Genomic DNA, 16,182 nt, shown 5'->3' with positions numbered 1-16,182 from the left:
TTCGGACACAATTACTGAAATACTACCGAAATTAATTATCCAGAACTTGAACATCATCGTAAAGAACATGAGCGACTGATTATAGAGGTTTTTAATTTTAAAGAACGCTTTGATAAAGGAGTGGCTACTAAGTTTGAACTGCTTGAATTTTTAAAAGATTGGCTTCTGAATCACGTTCTTAATGAGGATTTAAAGCTCAAAAAAAATATTTTTTGTGAATAATTACAAACAGCTTAGCCTTTAGACTGCTTTGTTTGTCTCGAGCGAAGCGAGGTATCTCCTCGCAGTGACGATGAGAAGATGTGTTCCTTGAGATAGATAGTAAAAAGAAACGCATCCCTTGCAGCATTACAAGCGTTAATGGGAGCATTTTTTACATTACGAGTGTTATAACAGGGTGCATAGCAAGGCGACGCGGTTGGCGTGGCGATTTCAGGCCTTTCGTTATCCCTTGGCACAGGGATTGCTTCGCCACTTCGTGGCTCACAACGACAAAGAGAGAACTAACAATGGCAACTTACTTTGTGCTCCAATATTACGAGCGAAGCAATCTATATCAACTTCAAGCTCTGCAGTAGTCTAGTTATTTTTCTTTTTGGAGCTCTGCTTATCAAGCGAGCAAGAAGGAGACATTCAGGTAGGTATCCCTATTTTAGGGAGTATCAATCTATTGATAGCTATCCAGCCTACTATTACTAAGACAATTGCAATAATCTCGCCCATTACCCCTGCTCCTTTATATATTGTATGGCTTTTTTAAGCCTTTTTATAACGGTTTCTTTACCTAGAATGTCCATTATTTCAAAAAGCCCAGGGCTTACCGTGCGTCCTGTAAGGGCCACTCTTACTGGCTGGGCCACGTGTTTTAATTTTAATTGATGTTTTTCAGCAAGCCCTCGGAAAAGCTCCTCAAGGGCTTTTTCTTCAAAGGTAGGCATGTTTTCAAGGGCCACTAATATTTCTTCCATTACCGGTAAAATTTCAGCTTTTAAAAACTTCTTGGCGGCTTTTTCTTCATATTCTACTTCAGGAACAAAATAAAATTTCATCATTTCAGCCATTTCTTTTAGCGTGCGCGCCCGGGGTTTTACTGATTCAACCGCCTTTAAAAACTTTTCTTCGTGTGGATTTTCTATTTTCACCCCCAGCTCAGCCAAAAAAGGTAAAACCATTTCCGCCAGCCGTTCAGTATCTTCCTGACGAATATAATGGGCATTTAAAGCCAACAGTTTATCAGGATCAAAGCGGGCCGGTGATTTAGAAACACGGGAAAGATCAAATTTTTCAATCATTTCTTCTAAAGTGAAAATTTCCTGGTCTCCATATGACCAGCCCAGCCGAACCAGATAATTGCGCATGGCCTGCGGTAAATAACCCTCGTCACGATAGGCCAGGATGGAAAGGGCTCCGTGACGCTTGGAAAGACGGCTGCCATCTGGCCCAAGAATCATGGGTACATGGGCATATTCAGGCGGTGTTGCTCCCAGAGCCTCAAAAAGAAGAATTTGTTTGGGAGTATTGGAAAGGTGGTCATCCCCTCTGATTACATGGGTAATGCCCATGGTAAGGTCATCAATGACCACGGCAAACTGGTAAGTGGGAATGCCGTCTGGGCGGACTAAAACAAAGTCATCAAGTTCCTGATTGTCAAAGGCTACCGGGCCTCTGATAAGGTCTTCCACTACGGTAGTGCCTACCTGGGGGCACTTAAAACGCAAGACCCGCCCTGGCCCAGGGCCAAGGCCCTTTTCTCGGCAGGTGCCATCATATTTGGGTTTACGGCCTTCAGCTATGGCTTTCTTTCTTTTTTGTTCAAGCACCTCTGGAGAACATTCGCAATAGTAAGCTTTACCCTCTTCGAAAAGTTTACGGGCATACTCAGCGTATATATCTAGACGTTGGGTTTGAAAATAAGGCCCTTCGTCCCAGTAAAGTTCCAGCCACTCAAGGGCTTCTTTTATGGAATCAACATATTCCTGTTTAGACCTTTCGCGGTCAGTGTCTTCAAAACGCAATAAGAAAGAACCACCATGATGCCTGGCAAATAACCAATTGAAAAGAGCTGTTCTCGCTCCGCCTAGATGAAGATGCCCTGTAGGGCTGGGAGGAAACCTGGTTTTTACCGCACTCATTACAAGCTCCCGTTTTTTTGGCCCTTTATTTTAACGTATAATGAGGCCCGCGTAACCTACCACTTGATAAAAATCACCAGATACCTCACCTGAAGTGGCATATTTTATAAGCTTAGCTCCTTTGGCTCCCAATGCTCTTGAGGCTATTATACCAGCAGCGGCAGGGAATACCCCACACATACTAATTTTTTCGCGGGTTACTACTTCAAGTAAACCGAGGGCATCAAGCTCCATAATTTTTTCAATGGCCAGGGCGTCTTTTTGCTTAGCTACCTCATGAGGTACGTAATGGCTCATGTCCGTACTGATTACTATTAAGACAGGTTTGTCATAAGCAGCTATACCCTTAGCTAGCGCCAGGCCGATATCTTCCAGGGCTTCGTAAGGCAAGTGTGAAATGCAAATAGGCACAATGGATACTTCGGGATTCAAATATTGCAGAAAAGGGACCTGCACCTCCAAAGAGTGTTCATACAGGTGAGCTTCTACGTCATGAGATAGTACCTGACTTTCCTGAAGAATAAGGCCCGCCAGGTTTTCATCTATGGCTACAGGCCCAAAGGGCATTTGCCAGGTTCCTTTAGCCATGACCGCCGCTGGATGTCCTAACCCGGTGTGGTTAGGCCCAAGAATAACTACCGTGTCCGGGATAATGAGTCGGCTGTAAACGGCACCGGCCACGTGTCCTGAAAACATATATCCAGCGTGAGGGCAAACTGCTCCAATGGCCGCTTCTTTAGGGGCGGTTGGGTCAAGATATGACTCTATTTCCTGGCGTAAAAGTTCCGGGTTGGCTTCATAAAAACGGCCGGCTACCGCAGGCATTCTAATCATGAAAGGCCTCCTTTATAAAGGTTTGGTTTCTCTATTAGGAAAATAAGAGGCCCTTGCTTGTCAGTAAAGGGCCAGTTTGGTAACTTGAAAGCAAAATTTAAGAGGGGTCTTTGCGTATATGTTTCGTTCCTTAGCAGGTTGGTTTTCCACTGATTTAGCCGTTGATTTGGGAACTGCTAATACTCTTGTGTTTGTAAAAGGGAAGGGCATCGTGTTGCGCGAGCCCTCAGTGGTGGCCGTTCGTCTTGATAGCCGTGGGAAAAGAGTGCTGGCTGTAGGACAAGAGGCCAAGAGAATGCTTGGCCGCACGCCCGGAAATATACGGGCTATTCGTCCGTTAAAGGACGGCGTTATCGCTGATTTTGAGATAGCTGAAGCTATGTTGCGCTATTTTATTGAAAAGGTCCATAACAGGCGCATCTTTGTCAGGCCAAGGGTCATTGTAAGTGTGCCTTCTGGGATTACCCAGGTAGAAAGAAGAGCGGTTCAGGAATCAGCTGAATCGGCGGGAGCTCGTGAAGTATATCTTATTGAAGAGCCCATGGCTGCAGCTATAGGGGCAGGCCTTCCTATTACTGAGCCTACCGCCAATATGGTGGTAGATATAGGTGGTGGTACCACTGAAGTAGCCGTAATTTCTCTGGCTGGTATTGTTTATTGTAATTCCGTGCGGGTAGCTGGAGATAAAATGGATGAAGCCATCATGAATTACATTAAAAGAAAATACAATCTCTTGATAGGCGAACATACTGCAGAACAAATCAAAATAGAAATCGGAAACGTAATGCCAGAGCCACCTTATGAAACTATTGAAATAAAAGGCAGAGACTTGATAACTGGAATACCTAAAACCGTTACCATTAATGCTGAGGAAGTAAGAGAGGCTATCCAGGAACAGGTTGATGTTATTGTGGAAACCATCAAAGATGCCCTGGAACAAACTCCACCAGAGCTTGCCGCTGATATCGTTGACAAGGGCATTGTCCTGACAGGGGGTGGGGCCCTTTTAAAGAATCTTGACCGTCTTATCAAGGAAGAAACAGACCTCCCTGTGATTGTAGCTGAAGACCCTCTGTGTTCTGTTGTTTTAGGCTCAGGTAAAGCCCTTGATAATCTTCATATTTTAAGAGAAATAATGTTGCGCTAAATAAGTGTTTTTTAAAGATTTTATACCCAAAATTATCCGGATTGTTATTTTCCTAATTGTCTGTGGGGCAGGGTTATTTTTAATTTTTGGAGGGCTTAAGGACTTTAAGGCTCTTTCCTATGGAGAACGTTTGGCTTTAAAAATAGGTGGCCCTGTTAGTAAAAGTGCCGCTCTCAGTGGTTTAAATCTCCGTCATTTTTTTGACTATTATTTATTTCTGGTAGGTGTTAAAAAAGAAAACGAACTTTTGAGACAGAGAATAGCCTACCTTGAAGCCGAGCTTGCTAAAGCCCGGGAAGCCCAGCTTGAAAATGAACGTTTACGGAAACTTTCGAAAATTATAGACCAATTTGAAACTTCCTCTCCGGTAGTAGCCAGGGTTATTGGGCGGCCAATAATCAGTTGGCAGGGTATTATCATCATTGACCAGGGGCTTAAAGCTGGCATATTGCCAGAGATGCCTGTGCTGGGGAAAACTCCCTTTGGCCCGGCAGGAGTAGTAGGGCAAGTTATTGGTGTTGAAGAAAATTACGCCAAAGTCCTTCTCCTCACAGACCCTTCTTCGGCTATAGATGCCCTTATTCAGCGCTCCCGTGAGAGAGGCCTTTTACGAGGCAGAGGGCCAAACAAGTGTATTCTTGATTATGTTTCAGCTGAAGCCGATGTTCGAGAAAATGATATGGTGGTAACTTCAGGGTTTGATGCCCTTTTTCCTAAAGGTCTGCTTCTTGGTTACGTAAGCCGTATAAAGGCAGGGCGTAGCCAGGGCTTATTTAAGCCCATAGAAATAAAACCAGCTGTAAAACTGGACAATATAGAAGAAGTAATAGTCCTCAGAAAAGTTAAGCTGAAATGAAAAACCTGGTATTTTTTGTTTCTCTTTTAGGGCTTTTCTGGTGTTATCAGTTTTTTTCTTTTCTGGGGGTAAGTATCCCTTTTGACCCTTTTCTTCCTGTACTTCTAGGTTTTTATTTCTGGCGGATAAAATTTAATTATTATTGGCTGGGTGTCTTTATAACAGCTCTTTTGATAGATGTCTTTTCCAGTGTAGTGCCTGGACCTACCGTTTTTTCTTACTTTTTGGCCCTTTTTTGTTTTTTACAATGTTATAGAAAACTTGCTTTGAGGGGAATTGGGCCAGCCTTTTTCTCTCTGGTGATAGTGGTGGTTATAGGAGAAGGGGCAAGACTTCTTCTTTTTCCAGCCTTGTTTGAAGTGCCTTTGCCTGAAAAATACGGACTAATTATTTTAAAATATATTTTAGGTACTTTAATTTGGGGTATTCTTTGCTGGACTTTTTGCCAGATTTCCTGGGTCAAAAATGTTTTTGAATCAACCCATTAAAAGCCCTGAGGAAGACCCTTTTTATAGGCGAATTCGTATCACCTTTGTGATAATAGGCTTTCTCTTTTTTATTTTGCTCTTAAAACTCTTCTTTTTACAAATTATCAAAGGAGAACATTACCGTCAGATAGCCCTTAAAAGGAGCTTAAAAGTCATTACTTTAAAGGCTCCCAGGGGAAATATCTATGACCGCCGTGGTGTCCTATTAGCGGGAAATATTCCTTCGTTTACGCTATTGCTGGACAGAAAAATAGTAAAAGGCCCTGAGGGAGATAAGACTCTTAAAAAACTTGCGGAAATAATAGGTGAAGATTTTCCGACTTTAAAACAAGATTATATGATTGCTTGCAAAAAATATCCATGGGAAAAGGTTCCTGTCAAAACAGATATTGACCGAGATCTGGTTGCTCGCATAGAGGCCAGAAAATACTTTTTGCCAGGAATAGAAATACAGGTTGAGCCTAGACGTTTTTATCCTCTGGGAGAGAAGACCTTTCACTTTATTGGTTATGTTTCACGGATAAGCGCCAAAGACCTTAAGAAGCTAGCTGCTAAAGGATATGAAGCCAATGATTTTATTGGTAGATCAGGAGTTGAAGCCCAGTACGAAGATATTTTACGTGGGAAAAAGGGCCGTCAACTGGTAGAAGTGGACGCCAAAGGCCGAATAAAAAAGATTATAGCGGAAGAAGAGCCTACCATTGGCGAAAGCCTTGTTTTAACAGTTGATAGTACCTTTTTAGAGGTAGCTTATGATTTACTCAAGGGAAAGTCCGGGGCCATTGTGGTTATGGACCCTCGCGATGGAAGGCTCCTCGCTATGACCAGCGCCCCTGGAGTTGACCCGAATAAGTTCATTGAGGGATTTTCCCCTAAAGAATGGAGTAAGGTTGTTGAAGATGTCTATCATCCTTTGCTTAATAAAGCCATTTTATCTTATCATCCTGGTTCAACTTTTAAGATATTGACCGCTCTCGCTGGCCTTGAAGAAAGGGTGATATCGCCCCAGGAAACGGTCTTTTGCCCTGGTTATTATCGTTTAGGGCGAAGAATTTTCAGGTGCTGGCGTTCCTGGGGGCATGGCCAGGTGGATTTACTTAAATCTATTGAGGTTTCCTGTGATACCTACTTTTATAAGCTTGGTGAAGAGCTTGGCATAGAGACCATAGCCAGGTATGCCAGAGCAGCAGGTTTTGGGCAAAAAACAGGTCTTGATTTTCCTGGAGAAAAATCAGGGTTAGTTCCAGATAAAGCCTGGAAGCTCAAAGTATTTAAAGCTCCCTGGCAAAAAGGGGAGACCCTAAACGTGGCTATTGGGCAGGGAGCCCTTTTAACTACTCCGTTACAGTTGGGTAAGTTTTTGGTTTCAGTAGTGGATGGAGGAACTATTTACAGGCCCTGGTATGTGGCTCAGATTATAGACCCTTACGGTGAAGTCTTAAAAGAATTTTCTCCGGTTAAAGAAGGAAGGCTTCCAGCCAAAAAGCGAACTCTAGCTTTGCTTAAAAAGGGGATGGTGCAAGCTGTTAACGGAAAAGATGCCACTGGTAAAGCGGCTAAACTGAAAAATATCATGGTGGGTGGAAAAACAGGAACAGCACAGGTTATAGGAATGAAAAAGAGGGTAAAGAGTGAGGACCTTCCCTATCTTAAAAGAGACCATGCCTGGTTTATGGCTTTTGCTCCGGCCGATAACCCCGAAATCATTATTGTGGTTTTTGTTGAACATGGGGGTCATGGAGGCAGTTCGGCTGCTCCTATTGCCGGAAAGTTTTTAAAATTTTATTTTGAAGGGGCTCAGCCTGTATTATGAAAAAACAAAGGATCAAAAATATTTACTGGCCTTTATTGTTTCCAATTTTTTTCTTGTTAATGGCCGGTGCTTTAAATCAGGCCAGTGCTTCCCAGGAAATAATATTTAAAAAGCAATTGATGTGGTTTTTCCTGGGAAGTTTGATTATGTTTGGTCTTACATTTGTTGATTATCAAAAAGTTTTTTCAGAAAAATTAGTTTTGTTTTTTTATGTTATTGTTCTTTGTTTGCAGATTTATATAGCTATTAAGCATGACCCAAGTAAACGCTGGATAAATCTGAAATTTTTTAGCATTCAGCCTTCTGAATTCGCAAAACTGGCGCTTATTTTTGTTTCCGCTTTTATTTTACATAAACATGATAAGGACTACCTTGATTTCAAGACTTTTGGTCTGCTCGCTCTTTTTGCCTTTCCTCTAATAATTTCAGTGGCTATTTTAGACCTTGATCAGGGTCTTATACTTTCTTTGATTTTTGGTTTTTTTGTGCTTATAGCCGGGGTGCCAAAACGGGTATTAGTCCTGGGGGCTGCTTTCATGATTGCTTTTGGCATTATTGTTGGGCCTCATCTCTGGAATTTTTTAAAGCCTTATCAGAGGGCCAGGGTAGAAGCCTTTATTAATCCAGAGGCCTTTGCTTTGAGCCGAGGCTACCAGGTTATTCAAGCCTTGATAGCCGTAGGTTCTGGAGGAATAAAAGGACAGGGCTTTAGAGAAGGGCTTTCAAGTCGTCTCAATTATCTTCCAGAAAAAGACACCGACCTTGCTTTTGCGGTCTGGGCTGAAGAATGGGGATTTATCGGGGCCTCCCTGGTGATTCTAGCCTTCGGGGTTTTGATATGGCAAATACTCAAGATAGCGGCGCAAATGCGAGATCCTTTTGATAAATATGTGTGTTACGGCGTAGCCATAATGTTTTTTGTGGAAGTATTTATAAATATCGGAGGAATAATCCATATTTTGCCCATAGCGAGCATTCCTTTACCCTTCTTAAGCTATGGTGGTTCTTCGGTTTTGGTGAACATGATGGCACTCGGAATGGTGTTAAGTGCCTCTCGTAAGCGTTATTCGTTTCGATAAGCAAATTTGGCCTTAATTTTTCCAATATTTACCTATAATCGGCATCTTTAAGCCATAAAAAAGGTTTGACACCAAAAATGAAATGATGTAAAAGCGCCAACATGAACGAGGTAAAAATCAAGTTAAAGGGGTTTAATCAATGTTAAAGTTCGATATCACGCTTTTTATTCAGATTGTAGAAGCGCTTATTATGACGGCTATTTTGAACGTGATTTTTATTAAGCCGGTAATGCAGATTTTTAAAGAGCGTAAAGAAAAGTTTGATGGCCTTCGTTCAGACATAGAGCGTTTTACTAAAGGGGCCGAAGAAGCTCTCAAACAATACCAGGAACGTCTTCAAGAGGCTCGTCTTGAAGCCACTCGCAAGAAGGAAGAGCTTAAGCAAATGGCTAAAGCTGAAGAAAAGAAAATCCTTGAAGCAGCCAACAAGGAAGCTGAAGAGCTTAAACAAAAAACTCTTTCTCAGTTGGCTCAGCAGCTTCAACAGGTACGTCAGTCTTTACAGGCTCAGGTGGAAACTTTTGCGGTTGCTATAGCTCAGAAACTTTTAGGGAGGTCTTTATAATGCGCCGATTTTGGCCTGTTTTAATTTTATTTTTTCTAGTATGGGTAGTATCTCCGGTTTGGGCGGTAGAAGAAGGACATAATGCTCCGGCCACCCATGAAGCTACAGGCCATGATATGGCTGCTGCTCATGGAGCGGGGGCTCATGGGGCTGTCTCCCATGAGGTAAAACCCCATGTTACTGACCGTCAGTTAAAAGACCTTCTCTGGTGGACAGTAAACTTCATTGCCCTGGTTATTATTCTGGTAAAATTTGGCCGCGAGCCTATAGTTAACATGTTTCGCTCCCGCCGTGAGCGCATTGAGGGAGAATATAAGGAACTTACTGACAAGCGGGCCGAGGCTGAGCGTAAGTATAAGGAGTATGAGGCGAAGTTAGCTACCCTGGAAGAAGAGGCTAAAAAGATAATGGAAGCCTTCATTGAGCAGGGAGAAAAGGAAAAAGAGCGTATTATAAAAGAGGCTTACGAGACCGCCGAACGCATTAAGCAACAGGCTGAATTTTATGTACAACAGGAATTAGAAAAGGCCCGTGAAGAGTTGCGTAAAGAGGTAGCTGAACTTTCAGTAAAAATGGCCGAGCAAATTATCAGGGAAAAGATTACCCCTGAAGACCAAAAGCGTTTAATTAAAGAATTTATAGAAAGGGTGGTGCACTAGTGCTTAGGACAATAGTTGCTTTAAAGTATGCACGAGGGTTGTTTGCGGCGGCTAAAGATCTTGGTAAAACCAAAGAATACGGCGAAGAATTGCAGAAAGTAGCCGACTTTTTGGCCTCACAGCCGGATATCCTTGAGGCCTTAGAGAGTCCCATTTATCCCCCGGACTTAAAGATGGAAATTATAGAAGACGTCATTAAGGGTCTGGGGGTTGAGGAAGGGGTGGCAAAGTTTTTGCGGCTCTTGGTAGAAAAGCGCCGTATTCATTTTATTCAGGATATAGTAAAGACTTACCAGCAGCTCCTAGATGAAGAGTTGGGTATAGCTAGAGCTGAAGTGCGGGTGGCCACTGAGCTTGACGAGGATATGCAAAAGGCTCTGACAGAAGCTCTGTCTAAGAAAATAGGCCGCCAGGTTATTTTGAATGTAATTCAGGACCCTGAAATTTTAGGAGGCGTTAGGGTGCAGGTAGGTGACCTGGTGCTCGACGGCACAGTTCGAGCCCAGTTAGAAAAATTTAAAGAATCTATTATAAGGGGTGAGGTGTCCTAACATGCAAGGGATAAGAGTAGAAGAAATCAGTGATCTTATTAAAAAGCGCATTGAGGAGTATGAGAAAAAAGTAGACCTTGACGAGATGGGGGTAGTGATCTCCATCGGTGACGGTATTGCCCGCGTTTATGGTCTTCGTAATTGTCAGGCCATGGAGCTTATTGAGTTCCCTGGCGGGGAAATGGGTATCGCCCTTAACCTGGAGTTTGATAACGTTGGTGTGCCTATTATGGGTGATGCCAGTAAAATTAAAGAGGGCGATATCGCCAAGCGTACTGGCCGAATCGCTGAGGTTCCGGTTGGTGAAGCAGTGCTTGGCCGTGTGGTTGACCCGCTTGGTCGTCCCTTGGATGGAAAAGGGCCTATTCAAACAAAGGAGTTTCGCCGCATTGAAGTAAAGGCTCCTGGTATTATTGCACGTAAGCCGGTTCATGAGCCCATGTATACCGGGCTTAAGGCTATTGACGCTATGACACCTATTGGTCGAGGTCAGCGTGAATTAATAATTGGTGACCGTCAGACTGGAAAAACTGCCATTGGTATTGACGCTATTATTAACCAGAAAGACAGTGATATTTACTGTATTTACGTAGCATCAGGTCAGAAAAAGGCAGCAGTGGCACAAACGGTGGAAGTTCTTCGCCGTTACGGTGCTATGGAATATACCACTGTGGTAGCGGCTTGTGCTTCTGACCCTGCTACCCTCCAGTACATTGCGCCTTATGCTGGTTGTGCCATGGGTGAATACTTTAGAGACAGTGGTCGTCACGCTTTGATAATTTACGACGATCTTTCTAAACAGGCTAATGCTTATCGTGAAGTGTCGCTTCTCCTTCGTCGTCCTCCTGGACGTGAAGCTTATCCGGGTGATATCTTTTATAACCATTCTCGTTTGCTTGAGCGTGCAGCCAAACTTCACGATAATTATGGAGCAGGATCTCTTACCGCATTGCCTATTATTGAAACTCTCCAAGGCGACGTGTCAGCTTATATTCCCACCAACGTTATTTCTATTACTGATGGCCAGGTTTACCTTGAGCCGAGCTTATTCTTTGCCGGTATCCGTCCAGCTATTAACGTAGGTCTTTCGGTTTCTCGCGTTGGTGGTGCCGCGCAGATCAAGGCTATGAAGCAAGTAGCTGGAAGACTTCGTCTGGAGCTTGCCCAGTATCGTGAGCTTGCAGCCTTTGCCCAGTTCGGCTCTGAGCTTGACCGGGCTACCCAGCGAGTCCTTCACCGTGGTGCTCGCTTAACTGAAATTCTTAAGCAGCCACAATATCAGCCTCTACCGGTTGAAAAACAGGTTTGCATCCTTTTCGCCGGCACGCGGGGCTTTTTAGATGAAATGCCACTTGATGTATTGGTAGATTATGAGCGGGAACTCTATGAGTTTATAGAGTCTAGATATCCTGAAATTTATACAGAAATCAAAGAGAAGAAAGAAATTAGCCCTGAGCTTGAAGAAAAGATGAAAGCGGCCTTTAAAGAATTTAACGAAGAATTTAAGACCCGTCATAACGTTGAACCTGTACCGGTACCGTAAAGAAGAATGTTAGAGAAGGTGAGGAGAGATGCCTAACTTAAGGGATATTAAGAGAAAAATAGAAGCGGTTAAAAAGATTGGCCAGATTACCAAGGCCATGAACATGGTGGCGGCGGCCAAGTTGCGTGGAGCTCAGGAACGGGTAGAGCAATTCCGCCCTTACGCCACCAAGTTTCAGGAAGTTATTGCTGATTTAGCTTCTTCTGGAGCTGTTAACCCGGCTCAGTTTGAGTTAATGCAGGTACGTGAGGTCAAAAAAGTTGAGATTATTTTGGTTACCGCTGATCGTGGTCTTTGTGGTGCTTTTAACGCCAACCTTATAAATGCTTGTGAGCGGTTAATTCGAGAACAAAAAGCCAAGGGCAGGGATATATCTCTTATATGTGTAGGGCGTAAAGGTACTCAGTATTTTCGTAAAACAGGCCTGGTTAGACAGGCTTATGAAGATATCATGGGCCGGGTGGAGATGTTTAATGCTCGGGCCGTAGCGCGAGAAGCTATGCGGGCTTTTATTGATAAAGAAGCTGATGAAACCTATTTGATATACGGATATTTTATAAATGTGGTAAGGCAAATTCCCAAGACAGAGCGTCTTTTACCCATTGCGGTAGAAAAAGAAGAAGAGGTAGAAACAGAGGCTCCAAAAGTAAGTGGTTCTTATATTTACGAGCCAGAGCCAGAGGAGCTTTTTGCCCAGATTCTTCCTCTGTACATTAATACCCGGGTAATGGCAGCTATGCTTGAAACAGCGGTTAGTGAACAGGCTGCTCGTATGACAGCTATGGACAATGCTAACCGTGCTTGTGGAGATATGGTTCAAAGTCTCACTCTTCTTTTTAATAAGACGCGTCAGGCTGCTATTACCAAGGAGCTTATGGATATAGTGGGCGGTGCAGAAGCCCTTAAAGGATAAAAAGTAGCAAGCAAAGTTTAGCCTAAGGAGGACGAGGCAATATGGCCGAAGAAAAAGTAATAGGAAAAATAGTTCAGGTAATGGGTCCAGTAGTGGACGTGGAGTTTCCCCCTGGAAAAGTGCCGGCAATTCTTGACGCTTTAAGGGTAACTAACCCGGTGATTGACGACCGTGAGTGGAACTTGGTTTTAGAGGTAGCGCAGCACCTAGGTGATAACGTGGTGCGTACTATCGCTATGGATAACACGGACGGTCTTTATCGTGGCCAGGAGGTATGGGCTACAGGTGCTCCTATTCGGGTGCCGGTAGGTAAGCCAGTGCTCGGGCGTATTATGAACGTAGTAGGAGACCCGGTTGACGAGGCTGGCCCGATTCAGTCTGATAAAACCCTTCCCATTCACCGTCCAGCCCCTGCTTTCACCGAACAGGATGTATCTATTAAAGTACTTGAAACAGGTATTAAGGTTCTTGACTTGCTGGTTCCCTTCCCACGCGGTGGTAAGATGGGTACCTTCGGTGGTGCTGGAGTGGGTAAAACAGTCGTAATGATGGAAATGATTCACAACATTGCCATGCAGCACGGTGGTATCTCGGTGTTCTGTGGTGTTGGTGAGCGCACCCGTGAAGGGAACGACTTATACCTGGAGATGAAAGAGTCTGGCGTTATTGATAAAGCTGCTCTAGTTTATGGTCAGATGAACGAGCCTCCTGGAGCTCGTGCTCGTGTGGCATTGACCGGTGTTACCGTGGCGGAATACTTCCGTGATGAAGAAGGCCAGGATGTGCTCTTCTTTGTTGATAACATCTTCCGTTTTACCCAGGCTGGTTCTGAGGTTTCCGCTCTTCTTGGGCGTATCCCTTCAGCCGTTGGTTATCAGCCCACACTTGCTACAGACTTAGGTGCCCTGCAAGAGCGTATTACCTCTACTACCAAGGGCTCTATTACTTCAGTTCAGTGTGTTTACGTGCCTGCTGACGACTTGACTGACCCGGCGCCTGCTACCACTTTCGCTCACCTTGACGGTACAGTGGTTCTTTCTCGTCAAATTGCTGAGCTTGGTATTTACCCTGCGGTTGACCCGCTTGACTCTCAGTCCCGAATCCTTGACCCGAATGTTCTTGGTGAAGAGCACTATCAGGTAGCCCGTCAGGTACAGCAGGTGCTTCAGCGTTATAAAGATTTACAGGATATTATTGCCATCTTGGGTATGGACGAACTTTCTGAAGAAGACAAGATTATCGTTGCTCGTGCGCGTAAGATCCAGCGTTTCTTGTCTCAGCCCTTCCACGTGGCCGAGCAGTTTACCGGAACACCTGGTCGTTACGTTAAGCTTGAAGACACTATTCGTGGTTTCAAGGAAATCCTTGAAGGTAAGCATGACGATTTACCTGAGCAGGCCTTCTACATGGTAGGCACTATTGAAGAGGCGGTGGAAAAAGCCCAGCAAATGGCTGCTGGAGGTTAATAATGGCACGCATTTTATTGGAGATAGTAACGCCTAACCGTTTGGTGGTTAGCGAAGAGGTAGATATAGTTACCGCGCCTGGTGTAGCAGGTGAGTTTGGTGTTATGGCCAACCACGCTCCCATGGTGGCGGCTATAAAAATCGGCGAGCTTCGCTACCGTGTTGATGACCGCCAGGAGTTTCTGGCCGTGAGTGAAGGGTTCTGTGAAGTTAGCGGGAACAAGATTACTTTTCTTTGTGAAGCTGCGGAAAAGGCTGAAGAGATAGACGTTGAAAGGGCTCTTAAGGCCAAGGAGAGGGCGGAAAAACGTCTCCAGGAAGCAGCGGCCAAAGCTGAAAAAATAGACATTGCCAGAGCCCAGGCAGCTTTAGCCAGAGCCCTGGTGCGCTTACGCGTAGCGGAAAAGGCCAAAATGGTTAAGTAAGGCTAAATAAATCTGCTGAAAAAGGGGAGGGAAACCTCCCCTTTTTTATTGGGTAAGGAGTTTTTATGTCCCTGGCCGTAATTATTCTTGCCGCGGGAAAAGGCACCCGCATGAATTCTCCCCTCCCCAAGGTCTTACATGTTTTAGCTGGAGAGCCTCTCATTATTCATGTTTTAGAAACAGTTTTTCAGTTAAAACCAGCCAAAATAGCGGTAGTGATTGGTTACAAAAAAGATAGAGTTAGGCAAGCGCTATCCCCTTATGCTTTGGAATTGCTGATACAGGAAGAACAGCTAGGAACAGGCCACGCTGTAGCCATTACCGAGAAGGCCTTTCAAAACTTTAATGGAGATATTTTAGTTCTTTGTGGGGATACGCCCCTTTTAAAACCAGAGACTCTTTTTCGCTTATATGAATTACATCGCCAAAAACAGGCGGTGGCTACGGTGCTTACAGCTGAATTTCCAGAGCCCAGGGGTTATGGGCGAATAGTGCGCGATGAGAATGGCCTGCTAGCGGCTATTGTAGAAGAAAAAGATGCTTCTCCAGAAGAGAAAGCTATAAGAGAAATAAACAGTGGCACTTATCTATTTAAAAAAGACTTTCTTTTCAAGGCCTTGAAAGAGATAGACAATGAAAACGCCCAGAAAGAATATTATTTAACTGATGTAATAGGTATTGCCAGAGCGAAAGGTTTCCCCGTGGCTGCGCTTAAAACAGATGATTTTGAAGAAGTTCTGGGGGTCAATAGCCAATTTGAACTGGCCAGGGCTGAGGCCATTTTTCAGAGGCGCTTAAGGGAATCCTTTATGGCCAATGGAGTTACTTTGGTTTTCCCTGAGCAGGTTTATCTTGAGCGTCGGGTAAAGATTGCCCCTGGAGTAGTTATTCATCCTTTTGTCAGTCTGCGAGGAGAAACTGTTATTGGAACCGAAGCCATTATAGAAAGCCATTGTGACTTAAAAGATGTAAAAGTTTTGCCTGGCACTAGGGTAAAAAGCGGAACAATTTTGTGTTCAACTATTTGTAGATAACAAATTGTTTCAACCTACCTTCACAAGTCGTAATAATTGTGGCACTTTAAGGCTATGAATCTTCTTTTCTTTAAGCTAGCGCTGATTACCTATATTATTTCAACGGTTGGTTTTTTTATTTTCGCTTATACCCAAAAAAAAGAAGCAGCTAAAGGGGCACTATATACTTTAATTCTTGGCTTTGGCTTCCATACTTTTAGTATAATTTTTCGGTGGGTTGAGGCCGGGCATCCACCTTTAACAAGTTTATTTGAAGCTACCTCTTTCACTAGCTGGGGGATAGTTCTGGCTTATCTCGTAACTATTAAGAAAATTAAACAAGCCAAAATTCTAGGAGCAATAATTGCCCCTATAGCCGCTTTGCTTATGCTTTATTCTTCATTGTGTCCAAAGGAGATCTTCCCTTTACCTCCGGTTTTGAGAAGCCTCTGGCTGCCAATACACGCAGTTATCTCTATTCTTTCGTATGGTTTTTTTATTCTGGCGGCAGCCAGCGGTGTTTTTTATCTTATCCAGGAGCGCCAGATAAAAAAGAAAAAACTTGGTGGTTGGTTTAAACGTTTACCCTCCCTTGATACCCTTGACCGTGTTAATGAACTGTCTATAAAAATAGGGTTTCCATTGTTAACGGTAGGTATTATCACTGGGGCGGCCTGGGCTGAGAAAGCCTGGGGAGA

17 protein-coding genes are annotated in these 16,182 nt (G+C 43.9%); 15 read left to right on the top strand and 2 right to left on the bottom strand.

The features are described from left to right. Window positions 1–30 precede the first annotated feature (30 nt). Window positions 31–222, top strand: coding sequence for a hemerythrin domain-containing protein (locus TH606_RS12125; protein WP_408033339.1), 192 nt, complete (start codon window positions 31–33; stop codon window positions 220–222). Between the two features lie 500 nt (window positions 223–722). Here TH606_RS12125 and gltX read toward each other — a convergent pair whose 3' ends face one another. Together gltX and amrB are read right to left on the bottom strand one after the other, a co-directional pair. Further along, window positions 723–2,132, bottom strand: coding sequence for a glutamate--tRNA ligase (gene gltX / locus TH606_RS09895; protein WP_068543502.1), 1,410 nt, complete (start codon window positions 2,130–2,132; stop codon window positions 723–725). 30 nt (window positions 2,133–2,162) lie between these two features. Then, window positions 2,163–2,966 carry an AmmeMemoRadiSam system protein B gene (gene amrB / locus TH606_RS09890; RefSeq protein WP_068543500.1) on the bottom strand — a complete coding sequence of 268 codons (804 nt, stop codon included), beginning with the start codon at window positions 2,964–2,966 and terminating at the stop codon, window positions 2,163–2,165. A gap of 118 nt (window positions 2,967–3,084) precedes the next feature. Here amrB and TH606_RS09885 point away from each other — a divergent pair, with 118 nt between their 5' ends. The 14 genes from TH606_RS09885 to TH606_RS09820 form a co-directional block, all read left to right on the top strand. Next, window positions 3,085–4,113: a rod shape-determining protein gene (locus TH606_RS09885; protein ID WP_068543498.1), complete on the top strand. Its 1,029-nt coding sequence runs from the start codon at window positions 3,085–3,087 to the stop codon at window positions 4,111–4,113. A gap of 4 nt (window positions 4,114–4,117) precedes the next feature. Beyond that, complete coding sequence (mreC, locus tag TH606_RS09880; RefSeq protein WP_068543495.1) at window positions 4,118–4,969, top strand: rod shape-determining protein MreC; 852 nt, start codon at window positions 4,118–4,120, stop codon at window positions 4,967–4,969. Further along, window positions 4,966–5,457, top strand: a complete 492-nt coding sequence (locus TH606_RS09875; protein WP_068543492.1) for a hypothetical protein — start codon at window positions 4,966–4,968, stop codon at window positions 5,455–5,457. The genes mreC and TH606_RS09875 overlap by 4 nt, the downstream gene beginning before the upstream one ends. Beyond that, entirely contained in the window at window positions 5,435–7,270 is a 1,836-nt protein-coding gene (gene mrdA, locus TH606_RS09870) for a penicillin-binding protein 2 (RefSeq protein WP_068543488.1), read from the top strand. Before TH606_RS09875 ends, mrdA begins: the two co-directional genes overlap by 23 nt. Next, window positions 7,267–8,349: an FtsW/RodA/SpoVE family cell cycle protein gene (locus TH606_RS09865; RefSeq protein WP_068543485.1), complete on the top strand. Its 1,083-nt coding sequence runs from the start codon at window positions 7,267–7,269 to the stop codon at window positions 8,347–8,349. The genes mrdA and TH606_RS09865 overlap by 4 nt, the downstream gene beginning before the upstream one ends. Window positions 8,350–8,488: 139 nt before the next feature. Beyond that, the gene (locus TH606_RS09860) at window positions 8,489–8,914 is read left to right on the top strand and encodes an ATP synthase F0 subunit B (RefSeq protein WP_068543482.1); all 426 of its coding nucleotides are present in this window, start codon (window positions 8,489–8,491) and stop codon (window positions 8,912–8,914) included. Next, window positions 8,914–9,573, top strand: a complete 660-nt coding sequence (atpF, locus tag TH606_RS09855) for a F0F1 ATP synthase subunit B (protein WP_068543479.1) — start codon at window positions 8,914–8,916, stop codon at window positions 9,571–9,573. Before TH606_RS09860 ends, atpF begins: the two co-directional genes overlap by 1 nt. After that, window positions 9,573–10,124 carry an ATP synthase F1 subunit delta gene (gene atpH / locus TH606_RS09850; protein WP_068543476.1) on the top strand — a complete coding sequence of 184 codons (552 nt, stop codon included), beginning with the start codon at window positions 9,573–9,575 and terminating at the stop codon, window positions 10,122–10,124. Before atpF ends, atpH begins: the two co-directional genes overlap by 1 nt. A gap of 1 nt (window position 10,125) precedes the next feature. Further along, window positions 10,126–11,667 (top strand): F0F1 ATP synthase subunit alpha, encoded by a 1,542-nt coding sequence (gene atpA / locus TH606_RS09845; RefSeq protein WP_068543474.1) that lies wholly within the window; start codon window positions 10,126–10,128, stop codon window positions 11,665–11,667. Between the two features lie 28 nt (window positions 11,668–11,695). Further along, a complete protein-coding gene (atpG, locus tag TH606_RS09840; RefSeq protein ID WP_068543472.1) occupies window positions 11,696–12,580 on the top strand; it encodes an ATP synthase F1 subunit gamma in 885 nt (294 codons plus the stop codon). A 41-nt stretch (window positions 12,581–12,621) separates the two neighbouring features. Further along, window positions 12,622–14,046 carry a F0F1 ATP synthase subunit beta gene (atpD, locus tag TH606_RS09835; protein WP_068543470.1) on the top strand — a complete coding sequence of 475 codons (1,425 nt, stop codon included), beginning with the start codon at window positions 12,622–12,624 and terminating at the stop codon, window positions 14,044–14,046. Window positions 14,047–14,048: 2 nt separating this feature from the next. Then, on the top strand, window positions 14,049–14,471 hold the full coding sequence (locus TH606_RS09830; RefSeq protein ID WP_068543467.1) for a F0F1 ATP synthase subunit epsilon: 423 nt from the start codon (window positions 14,049–14,051) through the stop codon (window positions 14,469–14,471). 65 nt (window positions 14,472–14,536) lie between these two features. Beyond that, the gene (locus tag TH606_RS09825; protein WP_082863614.1) at window positions 14,537–15,505 is read left to right on the top strand and encodes a bifunctional UDP-N-acetylglucosamine diphosphorylase/glucosamine-1-phosphate N-acetyltransferase GlmU; all 969 of its coding nucleotides are present in this window, start codon (window positions 14,537–14,539) and stop codon (window positions 15,503–15,505) included. 54 nt (window positions 15,506–15,559) lie between these two features. Continuing rightward, window positions 15,560–16,182 (top strand): cytochrome C assembly family protein (locus TH606_RS09820; RefSeq protein ID WP_068543461.1); only part of this gene is annotated, 623 nt, incomplete at its 3' end.

The organism is Thermodesulfatator autotrophicus, from assembly GCF_001642325.1.
GTDB classification, from domain to species: domain Bacteria; phylum Desulfobacterota; class Thermodesulfobacteria; order Thermodesulfobacteriales; family Thermodesulfatatoraceae; genus Thermodesulfatator; species Thermodesulfatator autotrophicus.
Note: the sequence above shows the minus strand (reverse complement) of the source record. Positions and strands in the feature narration are given on the sequence as shown.